Source organism: Paenibacillus sp. FSL W7-1332 (genome assembly GCF_037969785.1).
GTDB lineage: Bacteria > Bacillota > Bacilli > Paenibacillales > Paenibacillaceae > Paenibacillus_AQ.
Map to the genome: position 1 here is coordinate 1,848,205 of NZ_CP150209.1, position 24,025 is coordinate 1,872,229.

21 protein-coding genes, 1 tRNA gene and 1 other annotated feature are annotated in these 24,025 nt (G+C 50.7%); of the genes, 15 read left to right on the top strand and 7 right to left on the bottom strand.

Annotation, left to right across the window (positions count from 1 at the left end; all coding sequences use genetic code 11):
• The first annotated feature begins 115 nt into the window (after positions 1 to 115).
• Genes MKX98_RS07925 through MKX98_RS07935 form a run of 3 tightly spaced genes read left to right on the top strand, consistent with a single transcriptional unit; the run spans position 116 to position 4,901 of the window.
• Positions 116 to 1,300 carry a glucose-1-phosphate adenylyltransferase gene (locus tag MKX98_RS07925; RefSeq protein WP_194541448.1) on the top strand — a complete coding sequence of 395 codons (1,185 nt, stop codon included), beginning with the start codon at positions 116 to 118 and terminating at the stop codon, positions 1,298 to 1,300.
• Between the two features lie 14 nt (positions 1,301 to 1,314).
• On the top strand, positions 1,315 to 2,418 hold the full coding sequence (gene glgD, locus MKX98_RS07930) for a glucose-1-phosphate adenylyltransferase subunit GlgD (RefSeq protein ID WP_194541449.1): 1,104 nt from the start codon (positions 1,315 to 1,317) through the stop codon (positions 2,416 to 2,418).
• A gap of 38 nt (positions 2,419 to 2,456) precedes the next feature.
• Complete coding sequence (locus MKX98_RS07935) at positions 2,457 to 4,901, top strand: glycogen/starch/alpha-glucan phosphorylase (RefSeq protein WP_220686172.1); 2,445 nt, start codon at positions 2,457 to 2,459, stop codon at positions 4,899 to 4,901.
• 366 nt (positions 4,902 to 5,267) lie between these two features.
• Here the strand turns inward: MKX98_RS07935 and MKX98_RS07940 are convergent, their stop codons facing one another.
• The gene (locus tag MKX98_RS07940) at positions 5,268 to 5,831 is read right to left on the bottom strand and encodes a phosphatidylglycerophosphatase A (RefSeq protein WP_071223452.1); all 564 of its coding nucleotides are present in this window, start codon (positions 5,829 to 5,831) and stop codon (positions 5,268 to 5,270) included.
• 166 nt (positions 5,832 to 5,997) lie between these two features.
• Between MKX98_RS07940 and MKX98_RS07945 the strand changes: the two genes are divergently transcribed.
• The 3 genes from MKX98_RS07945 to MKX98_RS07955 all read left to right on the top strand — a co-directional run bounded on the left by MKX98_RS07945 (position 5,998) and on the right by MKX98_RS07955 (position 8,561).
• The gene (locus MKX98_RS07945) at positions 5,998 to 7,056 is read left to right on the top strand and encodes a GerMN domain-containing protein (RefSeq protein ID WP_071223451.1); all 1,059 of its coding nucleotides are present in this window, start codon (positions 5,998 to 6,000) and stop codon (positions 7,054 to 7,056) included.
• A gap of 112 nt (positions 7,057 to 7,168) precedes the next feature.
• On the top strand, positions 7,169 to 7,927 hold the full coding sequence (gene rph / locus MKX98_RS07950; protein ID WP_339222473.1) for a ribonuclease PH: 759 nt from the start codon (positions 7,169 to 7,171) through the stop codon (positions 7,925 to 7,927).
• Positions 7,928 to 7,931: 4 nt separating this feature from the next.
• On the top strand, positions 7,932 to 8,561 hold the full coding sequence (locus tag MKX98_RS07955; RefSeq protein ID WP_339222475.1) for an XTP/dITP diphosphatase: 630 nt from the start codon (positions 7,932 to 7,934) through the stop codon (positions 8,559 to 8,561).
• A 79-nt stretch (positions 8,562 to 8,640) separates the two neighbouring features.
• Here the strand turns inward: MKX98_RS07955 and asnB are convergent, their stop codons facing one another.
• Complete coding sequence (asnB, locus tag MKX98_RS07960) at positions 8,641 to 10,485, bottom strand: asparagine synthase (glutamine-hydrolyzing) (protein WP_339222477.1); 1,845 nt, start codon at positions 10,483 to 10,485, stop codon at positions 8,641 to 8,643.
• A 162-nt stretch (positions 10,486 to 10,647) separates the two neighbouring features.
• On the opposite strand from asnB, the gene MKX98_RS07965 reads away from it, so the two are divergent.
• Complete coding sequence (locus MKX98_RS07965) at positions 10,648 to 10,956, top strand: hypothetical protein (protein ID WP_339222478.1); 309 nt, start codon at positions 10,648 to 10,650, stop codon at positions 10,954 to 10,956.
• A 56-nt stretch (positions 10,957 to 11,012) separates the two neighbouring features.
• A complete protein-coding gene (locus MKX98_RS07970; protein ID WP_194545084.1) occupies positions 11,013 to 11,378 on the top strand; it encodes a hypothetical protein in 366 nt (121 codons plus the stop codon).
• 105 nt (positions 11,379 to 11,483) lie between these two features.
• Here MKX98_RS07970 and MKX98_RS07975 read toward each other — a convergent pair whose 3' ends face one another.
• Positions 11,484 to 12,509 carry an aldo/keto reductase gene (locus tag MKX98_RS07975; protein ID WP_339222480.1) on the bottom strand — a complete coding sequence of 342 codons (1,026 nt, stop codon included), beginning with the start codon at positions 12,507 to 12,509 and terminating at the stop codon, positions 11,484 to 11,486.
• A 100-nt stretch (positions 12,510 to 12,609) separates the two neighbouring features.
• Between MKX98_RS07975 and sigZ the strand changes: the two genes are divergently transcribed.
• Positions 12,610 to 13,185 (top strand): RNA polymerase sigma factor SigZ, encoded by a 576-nt coding sequence (gene sigZ / locus MKX98_RS07980; protein WP_339222481.1) that lies wholly within the window; start codon positions 12,610 to 12,612, stop codon positions 13,183 to 13,185.
• A gap of 326 nt (positions 13,186 to 13,511) precedes the next feature.
• Entirely contained in the window at positions 13,512 to 14,993 is a 1,482-nt protein-coding gene (locus MKX98_RS07985; RefSeq protein WP_339222482.1) for a copper amine oxidase N-terminal domain-containing protein, read from the top strand.
• A gap of 91 nt (positions 14,994 to 15,084) precedes the next feature.
• On the opposite strand, the gene MKX98_RS07990 is transcribed toward MKX98_RS07985, so the two are convergent.
• Positions 15,085 to 15,381 (bottom strand): DUF4870 domain-containing protein, encoded by a 297-nt coding sequence (locus MKX98_RS07990; RefSeq protein WP_194541457.1) that lies wholly within the window; start codon positions 15,379 to 15,381, stop codon positions 15,085 to 15,087.
• A gap of 159 nt (positions 15,382 to 15,540) precedes the next feature.
• Here MKX98_RS07990 and MKX98_RS07995 point away from each other — a divergent pair.
• The 3 genes from MKX98_RS07995 to MKX98_RS08005 all read left to right on the top strand — a co-directional run bounded on the left by MKX98_RS07995 (position 15,541) and on the right by MKX98_RS08005 (position 16,790).
• Positions 15,541 to 15,614, top strand: a tRNA-Arg gene (locus tag MKX98_RS07995).
• A 208-nt stretch (positions 15,615 to 15,822) separates the two neighbouring features.
• On the top strand, positions 15,823 to 16,287 hold the full coding sequence (locus MKX98_RS08000) for a GNAT family N-acetyltransferase (RefSeq protein WP_194541458.1): 465 nt from the start codon (positions 15,823 to 15,825) through the stop codon (positions 16,285 to 16,287).
• 62 nt (positions 16,288 to 16,349) lie between these two features.
• Complete coding sequence (locus MKX98_RS08005; RefSeq protein ID WP_194541459.1) at positions 16,350 to 16,790, top strand: hypothetical protein; 441 nt, start codon at positions 16,350 to 16,352, stop codon at positions 16,788 to 16,790.
• Between the two features lie 88 nt (positions 16,791 to 16,878).
• Here MKX98_RS08005 and argS read toward each other — a convergent pair whose 3' ends face one another.
• The 3 genes from argS to MKX98_RS08020 all read right to left on the bottom strand — a co-directional run bounded on the left by argS (position 16,879) and on the right by MKX98_RS08020 (position 20,425).
• Positions 16,879 to 18,741 carry an arginine--tRNA ligase gene (argS, locus tag MKX98_RS08010; protein WP_194541460.1) on the bottom strand — a complete coding sequence of 621 codons (1,863 nt, stop codon included), beginning with the start codon at positions 18,739 to 18,741 and terminating at the stop codon, positions 16,879 to 16,881.
• A gap of 63 nt (positions 18,742 to 18,804) precedes the next feature.
• Positions 18,805 to 19,029, bottom strand: a binding site (T-box leader).
• A 55-nt stretch (positions 19,030 to 19,084) separates the two neighbouring features.
• Positions 19,085 to 19,852 carry a class I SAM-dependent methyltransferase gene (locus tag MKX98_RS08015; protein ID WP_194541461.1) on the bottom strand — a complete coding sequence of 256 codons (768 nt, stop codon included), beginning with the start codon at positions 19,850 to 19,852 and terminating at the stop codon, positions 19,085 to 19,087.
• 144 nt (positions 19,853 to 19,996) lie between these two features.
• Positions 19,997 to 20,425: an EamA family transporter gene (locus MKX98_RS08020; RefSeq protein ID WP_339222486.1), complete on the bottom strand. Its 429-nt coding sequence runs from the start codon at positions 20,423 to 20,425 to the stop codon at positions 19,997 to 19,999.
• Between the two features lie 107 nt (positions 20,426 to 20,532).
• On the opposite strand from MKX98_RS08020, the gene MKX98_RS08025 reads away from it, so the two are divergent.
• Together MKX98_RS08025 and MKX98_RS08030 are read left to right on the top strand one after the other, a co-directional pair.
• Complete coding sequence (locus MKX98_RS08025) at positions 20,533 to 21,003, top strand: acetyltransferase (RefSeq protein WP_339222488.1); 471 nt, start codon at positions 20,533 to 20,535, stop codon at positions 21,001 to 21,003.
• A 177-nt stretch (positions 21,004 to 21,180) separates the two neighbouring features.
• Complete coding sequence (locus tag MKX98_RS08030) at positions 21,181 to 23,976, top strand: DEAD/DEAH box helicase family protein (RefSeq protein ID WP_339222490.1); 2,796 nt, start codon at positions 21,181 to 21,183, stop codon at positions 23,974 to 23,976.
• Positions 23,977 to 24,025: the final 49 nt, after the last annotated feature.

Below are 24,025 nucleotides of genomic sequence, written 5' to 3' on the forward strand. Positions count from 1 at the left end.
TAATCACTCATCACCATGATTCACTCCACCATATTCGTATCGAAGCGTTCTTGGTTCCGCAATTTTCATGTTATAGGATTCGTATCTCATAAAGCCCCTTAAAGGAGAATCTGTCATGAAGAAAAAAGATGTGGTCGCTATGCTGCTCGCAGGAGGTCAGGGCAAACGGCTGAAGGGCCTCACGAAGACGCTCGCCAAGCCGGCTGTTTATTTTGGGGGTACATACCGGATCATTGATTTTCCGCTGAGCAACTGCTCCCATTCGGGAATCGACACGGTTGGGGTACTAACCCAGTATGAACCTCTGGTTCTGCATTCTTACATTGGCGTAGGAAGCGATTGGGACATGGACCGGTTGAATGGGGGCGTATTCGTGCTTCCGCCCCATGAACGCGAAGACGGGACGACCTGGTACCGCGGGACGGCGGATGCGATTTATCGGAATCTTAAGTTTATTGATCAGTACGATCCCGAGCACGTTTTGATTTTGTCGGGAGATCACATCTATAAGATGGATTATGACCGTATGCTGACTTATCACAAGGAGAAGGATGCCGATTGCACCATCTCCGTCATCGAGGTGAGCCTGGACGAAGCGAAGCGGTTCGGCATGGTGAATACGGATGAGAACTGCCGGATTTTCGAGTTCGAGGAGAAGCCTGCGCATCCGAAGAGTACGACGGCATCCATGGGCGTTTATCTGTTTCGCTGGAAGCTGCTGCGATCCTATTTACTGCGGAATGCGGAGCATCCGGATACGAGCCATGATTTTGGCAAAGACATTCTGCCGAGCATGCTGGCGGACGGCAAAACGCTGTACGCTTATCCGTTCGAAGGGTACTGGAAGGACGTCGGCACCATCGAGAGCCTATGGGAAGCCAATATGGATCTGCTCTGCGAGCAGCCCAAGCTGGACTTGAACGATCCGCTGTGGCGCATTTACACCCGGAACCCGAATCAGCCGGCAGAGTATATTTCTCCAACCGGCGTCGTCCGGAACAGCATGATTAACGAGGGCTGCACCGTGTGCGGCGAGGTAGAACATTCGGTCCTCTTTTATGGCGTGGAGGTAGGGGAAGGCAGTGTCATTACCGATTCCGTCATCATGCCCAAGGTGCGCATCGGCAGCCATGTACGAATACACCGGGCGATTATCACTGAGGACATGATCATTCAAGATCATGCCGTCATTGGTCCCCCTCCTGAAGATCCATCCCGGATTGTGCTTGCAAGCGGTCAAGATGAAGACGTCCTGAAGCTGCTTCAATCGTCGTCTTCGTCCCATAATAATCAAGGTTAGGATGGGATTCGCAGATGAGAGAACTCATGGGTATTATTAATTTGGAGCATGAACGGGATGTATTGAGTGAATTGACATATTACCGGTGCGGGGCCGCTGTGCCTTTTGCGGGGAGGTACCGCCTGATCGACTTCGTGATGTCCAATATGATGCATGCGGGCATCGAGGATATTGCGCTGTTTGTTCGCAGGAAATACCGGTCCCTGATGGATCATCTGGGCGAAGGCAGGCCTTGGGATATGCATCGCAAGCGGGGCGGCCTGTTCATACTTCCGCCGGATTGGAACGATGAAGCCGATGTGTCCGCCGGCGAGCTGCGGCATATTTATAACAATCTCGATTTTTTTGAGCGGGGATCCGCGAAGCATATCGTGCATTCCGGCAGCCAGCATATAAGCACCGTCGATTTCAATGAGGTATACGAATACCATTTGGAGCAGGGCGCCGACGTGACGCTTGTTTATACAAAAGTGACTGCACCACGGGAAGAGCACCGTTCCTGTGTTCGCCTCGATGTCGATGAGGACGGCATGGTCAAGGATATTCATTACGATCACAAGCATGATGCGGTATACATGGAGATGTTTGTGATGGAGAAAGCGCGGTTTCTGGAGATGGCCGACCACTGCATCGCCCATGGGGGCAGCCATTTCTTCCGGGACGCGATCATGCGTAACCGGCACAAGCTGAACATTGCGGGATATGAATACCTCGGCTATCATGCGGTGATCAATTCGCTTGAGAGCTATTACCGTACCAGCATGAACCTGCTGAATCCTAAAACGTACAACAGCTTGTTTCGCAAGCAGGCGGTCCACACCAAGATCAAGTATGAGGTTCCCGCTAAATATTTGAATTCGGCCGATGTGAGCAATGCACTGGTGGCCAACGGCTGCCAGATCGACGGGGAAGTAAAGAATAGCATTCTGTTTCGCGGAGTACAGGTAAAACGAGGCGCAAGCATCCATAACTCCATCATCATGCAAAAATGCGTCATTGGCGAGAATGTGAGGCTGGAGAACGTCATACTCGATAAAGATGTGATGATCTCGCGGGATCATAAGCTTCAAGGGGATTTTCGCAAACCTTTTGTCATCGCCAAGGACATCTCGATTTGATCACAAAATAATTCGAATCCGTCAGGAGGAACTTTCTTTTGTTTAACAACAAGGAAACATTCAAGCAGGTCTTTACGGAGCAGTTGGTGAGTCGGTTGGGGAAGGGACTTGAGGAAGCGACAGCTGAGGATGTATACAAAACACTCGGCGGCATGATCCGGGAGTATGTCGGACGGGAATGGGCGGCCGCCAATCGGATATACCGGGATACCGGGCAGAAGCAGGTATATTATTTCTCGCTTGAATTTTTGATCGGGCGGTTAATGGGAAACAATCTGCTGAATTTGGGCGTGCTGGATATGGTCCGCAGCGGCCTTTTGGACCTCGGGTGGAATTTGGATGAGATTGAGGAGCAGGAACCGGATGCAGGACTCGGCAACGGGGGGCTCGGACGCCTTGCGGCATGTTTTCTCGATTCGTTGGCATCACTAAGCTATGCAGGCCACGGGTGCGGAATCCGGTATAAGTACGGATTGTTTGAACAGAAGATTATTGATGGCCACCAAGTCGAGCTGCCGGACAACTGGCTTCAGCGGGGCAACGTCTGGGAAGAACGGCGGGCTGACAAGGCGGTGGAAGTGCGCTTTTGGGGCCGCGTGGAGGTGGATGTGCAGGAGGGGCGAACCGTGTTTCACACGATGGATTATGAGCGGGTTCTGGCGGTACCTTACGACGTTCCAGTGATCGGGTACGGTGAGGGGCAGGTGAACACGCTGCGATTGTGGAGCGCCGAGTCCGCTTCGGATATATCCAGAATCCGTTCGGCTCATCATCACAACAGCTATTATAAATTTTTGGAATATAACCGTTCGGTCGAATCGATATCGGAGTTTTTGTACCCGGATGATTCGGCTTACGAAGGCAAGCTTCTCCGGCTGAAGCAGCAGTACTTTCTCTGTTCCGCGGGCGTTCAGAGCATTCTCAGGACGTTCGACAAGCTGGGACGGTCCTATCATGAGCTGCCCGAGCATGTGGCCATTCATATCAATGATACGCATCCGACCTTGGTGATTCCGGAGCTGATGCGGATTCTTATCGACGATAAGGGCTTCGGTTGGGAGGAAGCCTGGGACATCACGAGCCGGACCGTTTCCTACACAAACCACACGCTGCTTAGCGAAGCTTTGGAGAAATGGCCGGCCGGCATGGTTCGTGAGCTGCTGCCGCGCATTTACATGATGATCGAAGAGATCAATAAGCGCTTCTGCGGCATGCTGCTGGAACGCTATCCTGGCGACCATGAGCGCATATCGCAGCTTGCCATCATTGAAAGCGACCAGATCCGCATGGCCAATCTGGCAATTGTGGGCAGCTATCATGTAAACGGCGTGGCGGCGCTGCACACGGAACTGCTTAAGACACAGGTCATGAAACCGCATTATGAGCTGTATCCGGAGCGATTCAGCAACAAAACCAACGGGATTACCCACCGGCGCTGGTTGATGCACAGCAACCCCGGCCTGAGTCAATTGATATGCGATGGTATCGGCGATTCATGGATCACGGATCCGCATCAATTAATTCAGCTCAAGGGACTGAAGACCGATTCCGCCTTTCAGCTGGGGATTCAGCGGATCAAACGGAACAATAAAGAACGGCTTGCCGATTACATCGCGAATAAGCAAGGGATTGTGATTAATCCCGATTCCATATTCGATGTCCACGTGAAGCGGCTGCACGGCTATAAACGGCAATTGCTGAATATATTACGGGTGATGCACGCGTATAACGAGATTAAGGATCAGCCAAGCGCGGATCGCGTTCCCCGTACCGTCATTTTTGGGGCGAAGGCAGCACCGGGTTATTATCTGGCCAAAAGCATCATCAAACTCATTAATGTCGTTGCCGAAGTCGTGAATAAGGATCCGCAGGTCAATGACAAACTCCAGGTGCTGTTCCTGGAGAACTATTCGGTGTCTCTGGCGGAGAAGATTATCCCCGCAGCTGATGTAAGCGAGCAAATTTCCACGGCTGGCAAGGAGGCATCCGGCACGGGAAACATGAAGTTCATGTTGAACGGCGCTTTGACCATCGGCACGCTGGATGGGGCTAATGTGGAGATGTTCGAGCTGCTTGGCCATGAGAATATGTTCCTGTTCGGATTGAAGCTGGAGGAAGTGCTTGAGTATTACAGGACGGGAGCTTATGTATCCAGGGAGCGGTATGAGCAGGATCCCAGAATCGCCCGTGTGCTGAATCAGTTAATATCTTCAGGACCTTTCTGCTGTCACGAGTTGGAGTTTGGTCAGATTCTCCAGTCCCTGCTTGATCATAACGATGAGTTTTTTGTATTAGCGGACTTTGCCAGTTATGTGGCAACCCAGTCGGAGATCGATCGTGCTTATTTGAATACCGGAGCCTGGACCGAGAAATCGATAATAAATATGGCCCACTCCGGACATTTCTCCAGCGATAACACGATTCACCGTTATGCATCCGACATCTGGAATGTTTCTCCTGTTATGGTTGGTGCGAACCGGTAATCTATCTCTATCATATTCTTTAAAAAAAGAACCCCGCCATAGGCTTGGCGGGGTTTCCATAGGTGCTCTATTGGAATGTTCTTCATCATATCATATGATGGATCTTTTCAAAAATGACTAGATAGATTTACCGATTTACGTGATTGGACAGCCCGTTTTTTCATAGGTGAGAGGAGGCTTCTTATTATAGAAGAAACTCATTGTTCCGGCCCGTAAAGAGGTATGCTTTCTAACTGCATTCGTCTATAATTCTTTGAAATTACCTACTCTCGGCTTGGATAGCTCCCGTCCGGTGAGCTGTTTCCTTCTGGTAGGCAGAAAAAAAGAAGATTCGCATGTTGAGCGAATCTTCTTTTTATGAGCGTTTTATTCTTTTGGAAGCTCTTCGGTCGTGCCGTACAACTCGATCTCGCGCTCCGCTTGCTTGCGATGGGCGATCCGGCTGCTGGCGGCTGCGGCAACCGCGCCGACGATATCGTCGAGAAAGGTATGTACACGGCCGCTTGATTTATCATTCAATTGCTCAAGGATGCCGGGTTTGAGTTTGTCGATATACCCGTAGTTGGTGAAGCCGATGCTTCCATATACGTTAACGATGGAAAATGCCAGGACTTCATCCACGCCGTATAACCCTTCGTCATTGGCCAGCATTTCTTGAAGCGGGGATATGAGATTGCCTTCCTCCGCCAAAATATCTAGTTGGATTCCGGTTAATACGGCGTTTTGGACTTCGCGTTTGCTGAGTACGGCATCCACGTTCTCCATGCACTCGTCCATGGTCAAATTCGGGTAGTATTTATTCTGAAGGATCATCACCAGTTCCGCGATTTCCTCCAACTTGATTCCACGCTTATGCAGCAGGCTCCGTGTCGCATCCGCTACCTTCTTGCTGTTCAGACTGTATGGAATGTTTGAATCGTTTTCTGCCATGATGGAACTCACCTCATTTTCGTGGTTGATGAAGATGCATACGACGATTGTACTTTTTCCACCCCCCTTTGTCCAGAAAGGGCAAAACTGAGAGTTATTTTTTTGGAAAGGGCTCGTATACATAGGAGTACAACCTGTACAAAAAAATGTTAGGGAGGAACAATACATGAAACGTAGTAAACGTAATCTTCGCAGGCTTTCCGCCGCCGGGCTGCTTGCTGTTCCGATCGTGTTGTCCGGCTGCGGCGTATTTTCCGGGAAGCAATCGGAGGCGATTGACCCGCCGCCTGCACAAGTGGAGAAGCAGATGCTGAACACGGCCGGATCCACAGCGGCACAAGGTGACATTGGCACGCAGACAACGGTTTATCTTTCGGATGCACGGGGAATGCTGGCACCTGTAACCTTGGGTATTCCGAAGGTAGAAGGTGCAAGCGCCGTGAAAGAATCTCTTGAAGTGCTTGTGAACGGAGGCCGCTATGCTGGCTATGTTCCACAGGGTTTCCAGGCGGTATTGCCTGCAGGTACGCAGATCCATAATGTGACGGTCGATCCGGAGAGCAAATTGGCCGTTGTTGAATTCAATAAATCGTTTACGGAATATCAAGCGGCAGATGAACGAAGAATCTTGGAGGCGTTGACGTGGACGCTGACGGGACATGAAGGCATCGAATCGATGCAGGTATGGGTGGATGGAGTCAAACTAACGGAAATGCCGGTCAATCACACGCCGCTGGACCGTCCGCTTTCACGAGCAATGGGGATCAACCTTCAAAAGGCGGATGACGCATTGTACACTTCCTCTTCGCCGGTTACCGTCTATTTCTCTTCAGTGACGCCAGACGGCATTCAGTATTATGTACCTGTTACCAGACTTGTTCCGACTGGACAGGATGCGGTTAAGGCTGCTTTGAACGAGCTGATCCGGGGACCGCATTACGGTGATGGGCTTGTCGAGGTCATCCCGGACGATACCACCGTTGCATCGGTCGAAAAAGGAGAGGACGGCGCTGTTACCGTATCGCTTCAGGACAGCATGTTTGAGCAGGGAGAGCAGGTTCCAACCGAGCTGCTGCAGGCCGTCGTGCTAACCGTAGCCGAGAATTCGGATGATGCGAAGGTCAAAATTCGAATGAACGATCTCTCCGAGGTCGTTGGAACGGATAGCCGTAATTACAGCGAGCCTGTCAGCCGTCCGGAGTTCATTAACGAAATTTCGATCTGACCCTTCACGGCCATCTTTGAAATATGCGCCGGAAAAGGTGCTTTTGTGCCTGCACTTTGGTAGAATAGGGAATGCTAATCAGGATTGCGATAAGAAGTAGGAGGCAGAAAACATGAGATCTAACGGACGTAAGAGCGATGAGCTTCGACCGATGAATTTATCGACCCATGTGAATAAATATGCGGAAGGCTCCGTGTACATCGAGATGGGAGACACCAAGGTGCTGATTACGGCAACCGTGGATGAGAAGGTTCCCCCGTTTCTGAAAGGACAAGGAAAGGGCTGGGTGACGGCTGAGTACTCCATGCTGCCGCGCGCAACACAATCCCGTAACCAACGGGAAGCCAATCGCGGTAAACTCAGTGGCCGGACGATGGAAATTCAGCGATTGATCGGCAGAGCGCTTAGGTCTGTTGTGAATCTGCATGCTCTTGGCGAGCGGACAATAACTCTGGACTGCGATGTAATCCAGGCGGATGGCGGAACGCGGACCACCTCCATTACAGGAGCATTTGTAGCTTTAGCCATAGCGGTAAATAAAATTGCAGAACAACATAAACTAGCGGTATTTCCGATTACGGACTACCTGGCCTCCATTAGCGTGGGCATTGCAGGCGGACAGGCGCTGCTGGATCTGAATTATGAAGAGGATTCCAAAGCGAAGGTGGACATGAATCTGGTCATGACCGGAAGCGGCAAATTCGTTGAGGTTCAGGGAACCGGCGAAGAAAGCCCGTTCTCTCGTGAGGAGCTGGATCAGATCCTGGAGCTTGGGGAACAGGGAATCCGCGAGCTGATCGAACGTCAGCATGAGGCGCTTGGCCCGATTGCAGCAAAAATAGGTTCCGTGAATGCGAGTACTGGAGTATAAACCCATGACATTGACACTTGGAGACACACTAATCGTAGCTACCCGCAATCAGGGGAAAGTCAAGGAATTTGCGCATGCTTTTGCTGCTTTCGGTACGGAGGTCAAGAGCATGTACGATTACCCTGATCTGCCGGATGTCGTTGAGGATGGAGCCACATTCGCAGCCAATGCATTTAAAAAAGCCAAGGCGGTTGGCGACGCACTGGGATTGCCTGTTTTGGCCGATGATTCGGGATTGTGCGTGGATGCGCTGAATGGCGCGCCCGGCGTTTATTCCGCCAGATATGCCGGCGAGCACGGCGCGGATGAGGACAATAACGAGAAGTTGCTCAGTGAGCTGGAACAATTAAGGCTCGGTGAGGATACGGAGCAGCCCTTGCTAAGTCCGGCCCGATTTGTCTGTGTGCTGGTGCTGTATGATCCGGTCTCGGGAGAAAAACTTGAGGCTGAAGGGAGCGTTGAAGGCTGGATCACGTCGGATCCGTCCGGAAAAGGCGGGTTTGGATATGATCCGCTGTTCTACCTGCCAAGCCATGAGAAGACGATGGCCGAGCTTTCCCTGGAGGAGAAGCAGGAGATCAGCCATCGGGGCAAAGCGCTGCGCAAGCTTGTAGCGGACCTGCAGGCACGATAATTGAATAGTGAACTATAAAAAGAAACCATACCGGCTATTGCGGGTATGGTTTCTTTGATTTTTCGTAAACAATAAGAACTTAACGTATGGATACGTTATACTCTTTGAGCCAGAAATGCACCTGGGCCAGGTAGGCAAACAGCTGCGGACCGGACATCAATTGACCGAACCAAGGGAGATTGGAGGAAGCATCCGGCGAAGAAGCCAATTCCCGGATCCGCGCCGTATCGATGAGCGGAAGCAACGGCGAAGAAGGATCGTCCAGAATGGACAGCACCTGCGCTTTGACGGCTGCCAGATAGTTCGGATTGTGAGTTTTGGGATACGGGCTTTTTTTGCGGTACAGGACATCGTCGGGAAGCACACCTTCAAGGGCTTTGCGCAGAATGCCTTTTTCACGGTCGCCTGTCGTTTTGATGCTCCAAGGAATATTCCACACATAATCGATCAGGCGATGATCGGTATATGGAACGCGGACCTCCAGCCCAACGCCCATGCTCATCCGGTCCTTGCGATCGAGGAGCGTTGGCATGAAGCGGGTGATATTGAGATAGGACATGACCCGCATGTTGGCCTGCTGCCCGGTCTCCCCGTCCAGCTTCGGCACTTCGGCTACCGCATCGGCATAACGCTCTCCGAGGTATTCCAGCGGTTTGATCCAGTCCCGAATCTCGGCAGACAGCAGCCCGGCTCTCATCTCCGGGGCGACAGACCATGGGAAAGTACCGGAATTCAGCATTTCTTCCCGGTGAAACCAAGGGTAACCGCCGAATATTTCATCAGCGGCTTCACCGGATATGGCGACGGTCGCGCCTTTTTTAATCTCACGGCAGAAGAGGAGAAGGGAGGCGTCCACGTCAGCCATGCCCGGGAGGTCCCGCTTCTGTGTGGAGACATCCAGCGCTTCGACCAGTTCGGGCGTGTCGAATTCAATCCAATGGTGGTTCGTGCCCAGCTCCTCGTGCATCCGTTTGATCCATGGCGCATCCGCGCCCGGCTGGAAGGAATGGGATTTAAAATGTTTGTTGTTGTCCACATAATCGACGGAGTAGGTGTGCACTTGTCCTTGGCCCGTCCGTTTGTAGTAATCGACGGCGAGCGAGGAGAGCGCACTGGAATCAAGACCGCCGGATAACAAGGAACAGACCGGTACATCGGATACCAGCTGACGTTCAACGGTGTCCCGCAGAAGATCGCGTAAGTAGCTTGCCGTCTGATCCGCATCATCCTCATGGGGCTTGCTTTCCAGCTTCCAGTAGGTATACTTGCGCAAACCTTCCCGGTTAAAGATCATCGCCATTCCAGGGCGAAGCTCTGCGATATCCTGGTAGACACCATGTCCCGGGGTTCGCGCCGGACCGATAATAAACACTTCCGCAAGCCCCTCGGCCCCGACCACAGGCTCCACCTTCGGGTGCTGAAGCAATGCTTTCGGTTCCGAGCCGAATACGAGCGTTCCGTCAATATAACTGTAGAACAGGGGCTTTACCCCCACCCGGTCTCGAGCCAAAAATACTTGTTCCCGCACACTGTCCCAAATCGCGAATGCAAATATGCCATTGAGGCGTTCCAGACAATCGGGACCCCATTCGATATAAGAGACTAACAAAACTTCCGTGTCGCATTTGGTATTGAAACGATGACCGCGTCGTACCAATTCGTCTTTAAGCTCCGCAGCATTATATAATTCCCCGTTATATACAATGGCATAGACTTCCTCTTCCCGATGAATGATCATCGGCTGGGCGCCATTTTCGGGGTCGATCACGCTGAGTCTTCGGTGACCGAATGCGCACGGGTTGGAAATCCAGGTGCCGGATCCGTCAGGTCCGCGGTGAGCCAAACTTTCTGTCATTTTTACCAGCAGCTGCGAATCCTGCGTCAAATCGCCGCTCCATTGTATAAAACCGGTTATTCCGCACATGACGGTTCATCCTCTCTTTGTCTTTGTCATACGCTGTCCCATCTTTTTAATCCTACGTCGCCAAAGTGATACAGATATATGCCGAAGGAAGGCATAAAATGTCTGTCCTTTTACGAAAACTAAGAAAGAGGACGAATATCAAAGAGAAGGAGAGATGCGTCCATGAATAAGTCGACCTACTACGTTTCCGTCCAGAGCCGCTCCGTGTTGACCGAACAGGGAGCGAGCGCTTATGAATGGGAGATCGAAGCAACGCCGGAAGAGGCGGACCAAGTTCGGATTGAGCTGGACATGATGCAGGAGAAGGACGAAGAAATGACGGGGTACTTGTTTCCTTGGCCGGATACGCCGCAACAAAGCTCCAATGCCCTGTTTCAATATTCCTTGGACAAGGTGTATCGAACCATTTATCAATTGGGCACACCGGCCACGCGCCAGCAAATGGAAGAGCTGCGATTGCTCTCCGACTGACTGAAAACTATACGGATCGTGCAGTCCCTGCACATCGCGATGAAGGAGAATGTATGATGTATGCAATTAAAGATGCAAAAATCCGCCGGATTACGGAAGTGAATGGCGCTCCTTGCGCTGAGGTTGAGGTCTATCCCGCAGCGGAAGGAGAAAGTGCATTGCTGGCTTATCTGACGCCGTCCTCCCCGCTGGGAGGTTATGAGCTGGTGAAAATCGTCCGCAGCGACGCCAGCATGGAGGTGGATTGGTACGACAACAGCATGCATGATGCATTTGTCGATGCCACGGATGAAGCGTTCGAGAGCACCGTTCAATCCACCGCGGAGGAAGATCGGGATGCATTCAAGCAGCAGCTGCTTTCTACAGGCCAGCTATATGAGCAGCTGAACCAGCGGCTCAGCGAAGGGTCTCAATATTTTTAGAGATATAAAAAAGAAAGAAGAGATCTGTCCGATGCTCATCGGCAGATCTCTTTTTGTATGTGTAAGGGCAATGCCGCCATACCAGCATTCCCCATTCTAAAAAACTCAGTTCTGCCCATGCTTTCGAATGATATCCTCGTCCAGTTCCATAAAAGGCCATCCCGGATATTCAGCAGGCAGACGGCTTACTTCATCCAGTCGAGAAAGTTCGGTTTCATTCAGACTCAACCCGCTCGCTCCCAAATTATCTTGCAGTTGGTCAGTACGTTTAGCTCCTACGATAACTGTGGTGACCGCTTGTTGATGAAGGAGCCACGCAAGCGCAATTTGGGCGACAGTTGCCTCATGAGCTTGCGCGATATCTTGAAGCACATCAAGAATCGGGTACACCCGCTCCGTATCAATCGGCGGAAAAGCCAATTTGGCATGGCGGTCCTCGGAGTCTCCCCGATGTTCACGCGTATATTTTCCGGTCAAGAACCCGCCTGCTAACGGGCTCCAGACGATCAAACCCATATGCTGATCCTTTAGGGCAGGGATAATCTCTCTTTCGATATCCCTTGCGGCGAGTGAATAATACGATTGGCTGCTTTTGAATGCATGAAGACCGTGCATAGTGGAGATGCCGCGCGTTTTCATGATTTCCCAACCGGTCATATTGGAGTTGCCAATGTACCGGACTTTTCCGCTTCGGACAAGGTCATCCAGTGCACGGAGTGTTTCCTCCCAATCGGTTAATTGATCCGGGTTATGAATTTGATATAGATCGATATAATCGGTGTTAAGGCGTTTAAGGCTTTCTTCCACCTGACGAATGATATGCAGCCGCGACAGTCCAATATCATTGGGGCCCGGCCCCGTGCGCGCACGAACCTTCGTAGCAATCAGCGCTTGATGTCGCTTGGATTTCAGTGTTTTACCGAGAATCTCTTCAGAGCGGCCTTCGGCGTAGGCATTGGCTGTATCAAAGAAATTGACACCCGCATCCAAGGCCTGATCTACAAGATATCCTGCTTCCTTATCATCCAGCGTGCCGAACATTCCCCACTTCGCTCCTCCGCCAAACGTCATCGTGCCGAGCCCGATCTCTGATACCAGCACACCTGTATTACCGAGTAAATTGTATTTCATCTCTTTCCAGCCTCCTATGATTTGGTTTACACTAAGGGAGACGCTGGTCTGTTGGAATGGACGCAAAAATCAATAGAATTATTTTTGGAAAATGCCGGGGGTGAGCTTTCAGATGGATGCAGTCGCCATTTGGACGGAGTACCATGAGCCTGTTAAAAGGTTTGTCATGACTAGGATTCGTGAGCGCGCTGATGTGGATGATATTGTACAGAATGTATTTATGAAGGTCCACACCCATATCTCAGATTTAAAGGATGAGGAGAAACGGGGCTCCTGGATATTTCAAATAACTCGCAACAGCATCGTGGATCATTACAGGAAGACTCGTTCAGGTGAAGAGCTGCCGGAACAGCTGTCTGTTGTCGATGAATATGCAGAGATTGATTATGATCAGGAAGTGATTGCCTGTTTTCAGTCCGTGCTGCCATGCTTGCCGGATAAATATCGGGAAGCTCTTGAATTGACCGAATATAGAGGGATGTCGCAAAAGGAATTAAGCGAGCATTTGGGGATATCCTACTCCGGCGCTAAATCAAGAGTACAGCGCGGAAGAGAAATGATGAAAGAGCTGCTGACGGGCTGTTGTCATATCGAATCGGATGCATACGGGAACATCGTGGATTTTCGGATCGTGTACGATGAGCCGCAGCCGGTAAGAAAAAAGACCAAAAAATAAAGCTTGGTGCGTTCACCAAGCTTTTTATTATTATGTATCACAATGGGAATCACCCCGAAGCGTATATGTTCTTTCCAGTGGCTATAACAATGATGATATTCCTATATAGGACAATGGATTTTTACGTAGTTCTGCAAAAGATGTCGATAAAAGATAGGATTCTTGTCGATTCCGATTCCGCTTCAGTAGGGAGTATGGACCACGCGGGACTCTTGATTATGAAAGAGATGCAAATAGGGCTTTTCCTCTATATGATTACTGAAGAATCCTCCCTATAATGTTGGATTAGCGTCACTTCTAACATATTAGACAAGGGGAGATTGAAATTGGGTAGATGGAATAAACATATGGTTAAGCTGTGGGGAGCGGGAATCCTGGCATTGTCGATTACATTGGGCTCCGTCCAAGTGCCGGTATACGCGGATACCGTACAGAGCGTCACGGTTCTTGAGTCCACGCATGAGCTGGTGAACGGCAAGATGCGCGTGACGGCGGATATTCGCAACGGAGGAACCGGTGCGGAAGCGGGATTCTATGTCGTGGGTTATGATGAAAACGGCAAAGCGCTTGAGGTTGTCGGTGATTCCGAATATATGATGAGTGATGAAATCGGTACATATGAGGTGGATCTGGATAGCGGCAGCAGCGTTAAGCGGGTGGAAGTCATTCCTGCAGGACCCGCCGGCGATCAAGCACAGCTGCTGGCTTCAGGTTACTATACGAATAACGGCGTGATTAACGTGTCGGGTGTCGTGCAGAATTCAACGGTCGGGCACAACGTGGGCATGCTCGCGGTAGGTTATGATGCTTCCGGTAAAGCGGTTGAAGTGACATCGGCGGACAGCTACTTTGGCGGCAGTGATGTCGGTACGTTCATCGTACAGCTGAAGGCAGCCAAACTGATCAAAAGCGTAAAGGTATCCGTTATCGATCCGGTTGAAGATGCCGTGAAGCTGCTTCAAACGGGCAGCCGCCTGGAGAACGGAAAGCTTGTCGTGACCGGCTCGATTCAGAACCGGAATAAAGGCGGGCAAGCGGGAGTCATTGTTGTCGGCAGCAACGGCAGCGGCAAGGTTTTGGAAGTCAATACAACCTCGGGCTACCTTTCATCTAACGAAATCGCGACTTTCCAGGCTGAGCTGGAAGCTGGCAAAGCGGTCAGCGATCTCAAGGTGTTCCTGACGGGAAACAGTCAGGCTCCAAAAATCATAGCCGAGGGCAGAACGACGATCAACAATAAGCTCGTCGTTACGATCGGGGTGGAGAACGGGGATGTGTCCCAACGAATTACCGTGAAATCAACGGCATATGATGCAAAGGGACGCTCTTTGGGGACGGATACGGATTCCATGTTCATGACGGCCAATGAAACGACGACCCTGCGCATTGATTACGATACACGCGTAAAAAGCGTAAAGCTTAAATATTATGATCAGTCCGGCAAACAAATCGGAGAAGCGCCGATTCGCATCAAAATCAACGGTCAGCTCCAATCCTATGCACAGTCACCGGTCATGGTAGGGGGAAGCGTTCTTGTCCCAATGCGCCCGATCTTCGAATCCCTCGACGCCTCGGTCAAATGGGATCAAAAGACGCAAAGCGTATCTTCCAGTAAAGGATCTACCCAGATCAAGCTGAAGATGGGCTCCAAGCAAGCGGTCGTTAACGGAAAAAATGTAGTACTGGATTCGGCGCCGAGGATGGTAAAAGGCACCACGATGGTGCCGCTGCGTTTCGTTGCATCCGCGCTGGGCTGTGAAGTGAAGTGGGACGGAAATGAAAAAATGGTGCTGATTACAACGAAATAACACGAGAAGGACCATGCGGTTAAACGCATGGCACAACCAAATAACATAAGAAGGACCATGCAATTAAGCGCATGGTCCTTTTTAAATATGATCAGTAAGCGTACTCCCTCAGCACTTGAATGCCCATGATCACATTATAAACAAAAGCCCCGAAGTAGATGATGCCGAACAGGATCAGGTATCCAATGACGGAACCGAAGGACCCTGCGGTTACGGCCATGTAGATTAAAGGGATCGCAGCGATAATGGGGAACAGGTGCGAGAATAAGGCGCGACGGGCGTGCTTGGCTACATAGGCGTCCGGGGAAAAAATCCAAACGATGACAGGAAGGATGAAGGGGGCAAAGAAGATGCTGAAATACGATAAAGAGGATAAAAGCTGTCTCATGATATCACGCTCCTGAAGTCATTTTCATGATATTCATATTACCCAGTAAGCCCGCTCCTGATTCTGTTCCGAACCATTCTGAAAAAAAGTTCTTTGAAAAATACGAAAGATGCGATATAATATACTTCGTTACTGTTTAAAAGATTTTCATACATATTTGTCCCAGTAGCTCAGCTGGATAGAGCAACGGCCTTCTAAGCCGTCGGTCAGGGGTTCGAATCCCTTCTGGGACGTAAAAAGAAGACACCGTCAAATGACGGTGTCTTTTTATGTCCCGTGAGGATGAGAACCCCAAAAAAGGGGTTCGCCGGAGGATAAGCTTCGTTAGGATTACATCGCAGTCGGCCTGGAAGGCCGTACCCCGACGGGGACGAGTACGTCCCGTGAGGGTGATGAATCCCCAATCCATAATACGACTAGAAACGTGGAGGTATATGATAGATGAATGAAATCACTATGACATTGGTAAGAGAGACCGACAAGGATCTTCAGGAGCTCATCGCGAAGCTGGACGATTATTTATCAACGTTATACCCGGCGGAAGGAATATTCGGGCTGGATCTGACTGACCCCAAGGTAAAAGAAACCCTCTTCGTGGTCGCCTACCAGGAGGGCCGACCTGTCGGCTGTGGAGCTGTACGGCCGCTGGATGAAGAGGTGGTTGAGATCAAGCGGTTTTTCGTGGATATTCCATACCGGAACAGAGGAATAGCCTCTCGGATTCTGCTCTATCTGGAAGAGCAAGCGAAGAATCGGGGTTATCGTTTTTCGCGCCTGGAAACAGGCGAGCCGCAGGAGGAATCCGTTCATTTTTATAAGAAGCTGGGGTATGCCCAGATTGAACCGTTCGGTGAATACATCGGGAGCGAATATAGCTTATGTTTTGAGAAGTGTCTGACATCCTAGCGGTTTCGTCTTATAATAGAAGAAAAAAGTATTTTACGATACATATTGAGGAGGCGTCGAGCATGCAGCTTACGAAAATCTCACAGAATACCGCCATTTTATTGGAGCATGCCAAAAAATCGGGGCTAACTACCTCCGAGCTGCTGGAGGCTGTGCGCTCGGGTGAGGTCGAGAGATTCCAAGTCGCGAACAATGGTCATTTTCACTATGAGGAATTGTTCTCTTATGCAAAAGAACATGGGGAAGATTTAGAGAAGGCCGTTAGCGAGGGATACAAAATGACGTTTAATACCCGCAACGGGTTGAAGATCTGGCTGGAGGAAGCCTTCCACATCAGTTCAGAATCCGATTTTAGTGTAGGTGAAGGCATTATTGAGGGGCTGAAGCTCCAGGAGGAGCAGGTCGCTCGCTTGAAGGAAGCGCTGGCCGTCAACTGGACCCTGCAGGAAGAGCCTGCAGCAGATGCCGTCCAGATCAGATTGACCGTCAGAGGATTGCAATAATATATGATAACCACCGTACGTATTCAACATGAATCGTACGGTGGCTTTTTTAGTACACCGTCATTCGTTAAACTCGTTAGATGGAGATTTACATCCGGCTGGGCGTGGGCAGTCCCAGTACATCCAGTGCTTCTCCAAGAGTGTTTTTAAATAAGGAAGTGAGCCATACACGGAACCGGAGCACTTCATCCGCCGATTTCAGAATTGGGCATGCCGAGTAAAAATTGTTGAACAAGGAGCACAGCTCATAAGTAAAGTTGCAGATGGCGCTTGGAGATAGATCCCGGCCGGCGGCATACAGGGTATCGTGCCAGGTGCTGATATGGCGAAGGAGCGCATGCTCCGCTTTTTCCATGGCAGGGAACCGGGCAGGCACCGACGGCGAAACCCCCGCTTCTTGCGCTTTGTTGAGCACGCTGAGTGCACGCGCGTAGGAGTAGAGCAGGTATACCCCCGTATTTCCCGATATTTCAGTGGCCTGCTTCAGATCGAACACCACTTCGGTTTGCAGTGCAAAACGAAGCAGATAGTAACGGATGGAGGCGGCTGCGATCGTATGACTGGACAAACCGTTTTTATCGGAACGGGTGTCTTCGATGAACTTGGCTACTTGATGGATAAGCTCGGTGATTTTAATTCCGATCCCCTGACGTCCGGACATCGCGTAGGATGCTTTCCCGTCGGAAGTATCGATGCCGAGATCCGAAGCGGCAGAAGGGCTTAACGAAACGACGCCGTAGCTGACATGACGGAGCTTGTCGGCCTCTTTATGGAATCCCAGGCTTTCCAGCGCCTGCTTCACCATCGCCTGCGGGTACTGCTGCCTGTAATCAATGACGTTGATGACCATGTCTGCTTTGCCGAAAGAGAGCTGCTCGCCATGAGTGCTCGTCGTCCAAACTTCGTTTGTGAATTTTTTATATACAAAATCGTTGGAGAGCACACCGTATTTCCACAGGTGATAGGCGATGTCTTTAGCGGTGTAAGTCAGGATGCCATTGGAGCGCACGAGCACTTTATCCATGCTGTGGTCTGACTCCGGATCGTCAACGGCTTCCGTTCCTGTTTGCTTGAGCACCCAGCAGCCTGCAAGTTTGCCCTCGGTTTCCTGATGGAAGAGCGGCGTGTTCTTCAACAGCTCGAAAGCGGATGCCCAGAACCCCTCTCTGACAATGCTGCTCTCCCACACAAGCAGATCATAGTCAATGCCGAACTGCTTCATTTCTTCAAGATGCTCTTTGACAATTCTCTCGGCAACGAGCAGTCCGATCCAGGACAGATTCTGGTTACCCTCTTCCAGTGCGTGCAGAACCTCGGTCCGATGCTGAACCAGCCCGGGCTCCCTTTCGTAGGCCTTATTGGTACTTGAATACACGTCCCAGCAGTAATCGCCGAACCGGGCATGTTCCTTTGACAGCGGCGTGTGGAGCATCCCGACCACCGTATCTGCCAGTTGATTGCCAAGGTCGTCGATATAATTATGAACCTCCACCTCGTAACCAAGCTTCCTCATCAGCCTGACCAGCGTATCGCCGATACAGGAGTTTCTTAGATGGCCGATATGGGCGGATTTATTCGGATTGATGGAAGTATGCTCAATGACAATCTTCTCGTTCGTTGCCGGGGGCAATTCAAAGTGATGACCAGCCCAATATTCCCAATCGATACGCAGATTCATAAAACCTGGTGCAACAATCTCCGTGGCATAGACTAGCTGTTTATAAGTCGTATCCTGCTCAAGCTCGGCTTGAATCAGCTCGGCAATATGCAGCGGAGCTTTACGAAGCAGCTTCGCAAGCTGCATCGCAATGTTGGTGGCATAGTCCCCATGCTCCATGCTGGCAGGCTGCTCAATCCGGATTGGAGTAGAATCGGGCAGTTGGACGCCCATATCTTCACACACCTGGTTTACAGCTTGTTGAAGGCTCGAAGTAATCAAATGACTTAACACGTTAAATCCCCCTTTGAAAAATAAACAAAACACGTCAGAAAAATCAAAAAAGCCCTCATCTCCTAAAGAGACGAGGACTTGTGCTCGCGGTACCACTCTTGTTGTTAAACCATAGAGGGTTTAACCACCTTGATACGATAACGGTGTAAGCCGGGGCTTCCTACGATATTTCATTTCGGAAGACCATCTCCTGGGTCCGTTTCACCGCCGACATTGTACCGGTTTCCACCCTCCCGGCTCGCTTGGACTAAAGTCAAGTGCAGTTACTCTCCCAATCAACGAAAATCACATGTTCAAGTTTTTCATATTATTAACCATTCTATTTAGAAAATCAACCCTAAAATTATGAAACTTTCTCTGCAAAGACTCGCAGGCGCTTGTAATCTGCATAAAATGCATCCTCACGCCAGAGCGTCGCCCGGGCAGCTTGGCTGATACGGGCAATGGCTTCGTCCTTCTCTTGAGCCGAGAATCCAGCAAAGAAACGATCGCCAAAATGCAGCAGCCAATACTTCACGCCATCCTTGCCCTCAGGGAGCTTCGTGGGACGGTCGAAGTGATGGGCGATATGCACCCGGAACCCATGGGATTCAAGCAAGGTCGTATATTGGCCCAAGCTGGGAAAATACCACGGATTTCGGGTGTCGGCATCCATTCCATAATGGTCGGCGAACACCGTTTTCAAAGCTTGGTAAATTCCGTCGATATTCCCCTTGCCTCCAAACTCCGCTACGAATCGGCCACCGGGCTTGAGTGCGCCATAGACGGAGCGTACCACACCACCAGCATCCTTCATCCAATGCAAGGCTGCATTGGAGAAGACGGCATCATACGGCGATTCGGTGTCGAAGTTCTCGCCGTCTCCGGCCAGAAACGTAAGCCCGGGGTATTTGCTTTTGGCGCGCTCAATCATCTCGGCCGAATCATCCATGCCGGTTACATGTGCACCCGAAGCAGATATTTCATTTGCCAAATCGCCGGTTCCGCAGCCGAGATCAAGAATCCGCTCTCCGGGTTGGGGCGCAAGAAGCTCTACTACGCTTTTTCCATAAGCCGAGACAAACGATAACTGCCGATCATAATCGTGAGCTTTCCATACTTGCTCTGACATAACAACAACTCCCTCACCCATGAATTATCCTCATTGTGACATGTTTATCTTATAATTAGAAATATATAAATGTGATAATATTGATAGGTTTTAACAATAAACGAACGAACAAAAAGCCGCTGAGCAGCGGTTTTATGTAGAACCTTATTTAACGGCAACCAGAAGAGCGCCAACGGCAATGAGTGCAACGCCGGCTGCGTTAATCCAGGATATCTTTTCTCCAAGAAACACAAAGGCCAGAATGACCGCGATGACAACGCTCAATTTATCGATAGGTCCTACCTGCGATACTTTGCCGTATTTTAGCGCAAGAAAATAAAACAGCCAGGACAATGCCCCCGCAATGCCGCTGAGCACAATGAAGCTTAATGCTTTCTTCTGAACCAGAATGTCACCGAGTTCCGAGAATTTGCCCTGAACCCCCACGACTCCCAGCAAAAACAGGGCCATAATGACAGAGCGGATGGCCGTTGCCGAATTGGCATCGATGTTTTGCAGGCCTATTTTTCCGAAAATGGCGACAAGAGCAGCCGTGACCGCCGACAGCAATGCATATAAAAGCCATAACGGCATGTTGTTCTCTCCTTCCTGACAAAGATAAAGTCTCTGATTAATGTACCGAATTCCACTATAATAGTATAGAGCAATTTACACGTTATCATGAATATCGATGAGATCGAATGATTTGGAAGGGACTGGATGAAGTGGTGTTACATATAGCGCCTTATACAGAAGAGTATCATGATCGGCTGGTGGAAATATGGCTTCGTGCCGTATCCCAAACGCATGATTTCCTGACGGAGGAGGATATCCGGTTTTATTATGAGATGATGCAAAACGGAGCGCTGAGAGCCGTAGAGATCTGGGTTTGCTTGAATACCGAACAGGGGGAACCGATTGGATTTATGGGGCTGGATGGCGCCAAAATCGAAATGCTGTTTGTGGATCCCCTCCATCACGGCCAAGGCTCAGGAACGGAACTGATCCGGCATGCCGAACAGCTCAAGGGGCGGAGGCTGCAAGTCGATGTGAATGAACAGAACCCCATGGCCCATGCTTTTTATAAAAGATACGGCTTCGTGCAAATCGGTCGCTCCGAGCTGGACGGCTCCGGTAAGCCGTTTCCGCTTATTCACATGGAATTACAGTAGGTTATGGATCACTTTTTTAGACTATCGAATATATAAGTTTTCAGCGCAGCTGAACCCAATCGATAATGCAAGAAAAACATCCTTTACACGCGATCTGTCTTCTGTGAACGTACGTCGATAGACGTTTTTCTTATACACACCGAAGAAGAAAGAGGTGCATCTAAACTGGAGGAATTCATGAAGTTTTTTCCGAGTAATCTGTCGTTTCGTTATCCGTGGCGCTCCTATCAGAAAAGGGTCCTTCACGGGCTGGAGCATCATCTGAAGAATCGGCATCTGCATTTGGTGGCGCCGCCGGGTTCGGGGAAGACCGTTCTTGGACTGGAAATCATGCTGCGCATTAACCGGCCGACGATCATCCTGGCCCCCACACTCACCATCAAGCAGCAATGGGCGAGCCGATTCGTGGAATTATTCCTAGACGATCAAGAACAGCCCGAATGGATCTCCACCTCGCTCAAGCGACCGGCATTGGTAACGATTACGACCTATCAAGCCCTTCATAGCCTGCTTAGTACTGCTGGGGAGCAAACCTCTGTGAGGAAGAAAGGTACGGCGGAGATAGAGCATGCGCATCAGGTTGAAGATGAGAACTACAGGGATCCCGAAATGGCCATGGAAGCTTCTGAGGCGGAGGTGATGGATAGCGCTAGCGAGGATGATATCACGAACGGTACCGAGGCTCAAGAAACTTTGGAATTGTTGAAGCGACAGGGCTATCATACAGTCATTTTTGACGAGGCGCATCATCTCCGGATGTCTTGGTGGCAAAGTGCTATGCAGCTGTGCGAAATGCTGGGCCAGCCGACGAAGATTGCCCTTACTGCCACACCGCCATATGATGTTAATCCAAGGGAATGGCAGCGGTATATCGAGCTTTGTGGTCCCATCGACGAAGAGATTAGCGTCCCGGAGTTGGTCCGTCATGGTGAGCTGTGCCCGCATCAGGATTACATAAGTTTGACCACGCCTACACAAGAGGAGGCAGCTAAACTCCGGGAATTTCGGCTGCAGGCAGCCCAGGTTAAGGACGAGCTGATCCGGGATAAGTTCCTGGCGGATTTGATTGTCAATCATCCTTGGATTACGCAATCCGAAACGTATACCGAAGAAATATTATCCTCGCCCGAGTATTACTCCAGTATGGTGCTTTATCTGCGTGCCGCCAATCAGCCCATCTGGAAGGAGGCGGTGAAGCTGCTCGGAATGAAGGAGAAGGAAACGCCCGATTTTTCGGAAGAGTGGTTGGAGGAACTCCTTAGCGGCATGCTGTATAAAGATCCGCATATGGATCGTGAGCTGCCGGAGTTAAAGGGTTTACAAAAGAGGCTCAGCCGAATGGGCATGATTGAACGCCGGAGGGTTTATATGCGTTCTACCCCGGCATTTGACAAAATGCTGGTCCAGAGCGTTTCGAAATTGCACGGCATCGGCCGTATTCTTGATTTCGAGCGTTCCGTGCTGGGGGAGAACTTGCGGATGGTGATTTTGACCGATTATATCCGTAAGGAGGACCTGCCGAAGGATGCAGCTGACGAGAAGCCGCTTCATCGGCTCGGCGTTGTCCCCATTTTCGAGTTAATCAGAAGGCAGCTGGCTGAGAAAAACAGCTCGCAGAGCGAGCATGAGCTGCCTATCGGAATTCTGACCGGCTCCTTTGTAGTGCTGCCGGCAAAGGCTCTGCCTTTAGCCAGGGTTTGTGCCGATCGGCGAGATATTCACTTATCGGAGCGCCCGCTTGCTCACGACAGCCGCTATGTAACGATTGATGTTCGTGATGCGAATCGCTCGGCTATCGTCGCAATCATAACGGAAGTGTTTTCGGAGGGAGAAATCCGGGTGCTGGTTGGTACGGCGGCTCTTCTGGGTGAGGGGTGGGATGCCCCCGGAATCAATTCCTTGGTCATGGCATCATATGTCGGTTCGTTCATGCTGTCCAATCAGATGAGAGGGCGGGCGATTCGGGCGCAGCGCGGGAATCCTGATAAAACCGGAGCGATCTGGCATCTGGCTTGCATAGATACAGCCAAGAGCGACGGCGGTGAAGATTTGGGCTCGCTGGCCCGAAGATTTCGATCTCTCGTAGGTTTATCGATCTCGCACCAGACCATAGAGTCGGGCTTGGAGCGCATGGGCCTTGATCTTCGGAAAAGGCAAACCGCAGACAGCATTAACGATTATAACCGCGACACATTGGAGCGTGCGATGCAGCGGCATCTTCTGAAGGGGCGTTGGGATTCGGTGATTGCCCTTCACAGCTCCATGACGGAAGAACTGACGGCGGATCGTGAGAGCATCCCTAGGCCTGTCGTGTTTGCTCATACGGTGAAAGCCGTACTCCTATTCGCCGTTGGTCTGGGATTGGGCGCCTTCAGCGAGACGTTAACGTCTCCGCGTTTGTTCCAATCGGACGCGCCGGCCTGGTTCAATATACTAATCCCGGTTGCCTTTGCCTTACTCATATCAAGCCCATGGGTATATAAAGCCATCAAAATGCTGGCGCGGCATCAGTCGCTGGAGCGTAGTATCCGTGAAGTTGGTCTCGTCGTTTATACGGCCCTGTTCGATATGAAGCTGGTCGAATCTGGGCCAAGCATTCACCGATTGAAAGCTGAGGAAGTGGGAGGAACCGTCACGTGTTGGCTTAGGGACGGAACCACTCAGGAAAAAACACTCTTTTTGGATTCGCTGCAGCAGGTGCTGGACCCGATCAATAACCCGCGTTATCTTCTATACCGTGAATCGCGAAGCTGGTTTATGAAGAAACGGGATTACCATGCCGTGCCGGAGGAAATCGGTCGCCGCAAAGAACACGCGGAACGGTTTGCCCAGCTGTGGCGCAAGCATATCGGCCCTGCCGAACTGGTCTATACTCGCACGCCCGAAGGAAGGAAAATACTTCTGACCGCGCGAGCGAGAGCGTTGTCTTCCATTTTCGTGAAGAAATCGGAGCGGGTCAGTGCTTGGCGATAGGCAGGACTGTTTGCAGAAGTTATAGAGCAAGTGGCGGTTATGCGTTGCC

Coding starts and splice junctions, on each gene's coding strand:
- MKX98_RS07925 (WP_194541448.1), top strand. CDS start 116: ATGAAGAAAAAAGATGTGGTCGCTATGCTGCTCGCAGGAGGTCAGGGC.
- MKX98_RS07990 (WP_194541457.1), bottom strand. CDS start 15,381: ATGAGACAGCTTTTATCCTCTTTATCGTATTTCAGCATCTTCTTTGCC.
- asnB (WP_339222477.1), bottom strand. CDS start 10,485: ATGTGCGGAATAACCGGTTTTATACAATGGAGCGGCGATTTGACGCAG.
- MKX98_RS08025 (WP_339222488.1), top strand. CDS start 20,533: ATGATTTGGAAGGGACTGGATGAAGTGGTGTTACATATAGCGCCTTAT.
- MKX98_RS08015 (WP_194541461.1), bottom strand. CDS start 19,852: ATGTCAGAGCAAGTATGGAAAGCTCACGATTATGATCGGCAGTTATCG.
- MKX98_RS08005 (WP_194541459.1), top strand. CDS start 16,350: ATGCAGCTTACGAAAATCTCACAGAATACCGCCATTTTATTGGAGCAT.
- MKX98_RS08020 (WP_339222486.1), bottom strand. CDS start 20,425: ATGCCGTTATGGCTTTTATATGCATTGCTGTCGGCGGTCACGGCTGCT.
- MKX98_RS07955 (WP_339222475.1), top strand. CDS start 7,932: ATGACATTGACACTTGGAGACACACTAATCGTAGCTACCCGCAATCAG.
- MKX98_RS07940 (WP_071223452.1), bottom strand. CDS start 5,831: ATGGCAGAAAACGATTCAAACATTCCATACAGTCTGAACAGCAAGAAG.
- MKX98_RS08000 (WP_194541458.1), top strand. CDS start 15,823: ATGAATGAAATCACTATGACATTGGTAAGAGAGACCGACAAGGATCTT.
- MKX98_RS07945 (WP_071223451.1), top strand. CDS start 5,998: ATGAAACGTAGTAAACGTAATCTTCGCAGGCTTTCCGCCGCCGGGCTG.
- rph (WP_339222473.1), top strand. CDS start 7,169: ATGAGATCTAACGGACGTAAGAGCGATGAGCTTCGACCGATGAATTTA.
- glgD (WP_194541449.1), top strand. CDS start 1,315: ATGAGAGAACTCATGGGTATTATTAATTTGGAGCATGAACGGGATGTA.
- MKX98_RS08030 (WP_339222490.1), top strand. CDS start 21,181: ATGAAGTTTTTTCCGAGTAATCTGTCGTTTCGTTATCCGTGGCGCTCC.
- MKX98_RS07970 (WP_194545084.1), top strand. CDS start 11,013: ATGTATGCAATTAAAGATGCAAAAATCCGCCGGATTACGGAAGTGAAT.
- MKX98_RS07965 (WP_339222478.1), top strand. CDS start 10,648: ATGAATAAGTCGACCTACTACGTTTCCGTCCAGAGCCGCTCCGTGTTG.
- MKX98_RS07975 (WP_339222480.1), bottom strand. CDS start 12,509: ATGAAATACAATTTACTCGGTAATACAGGTGTGCTGGTATCAGAGATC.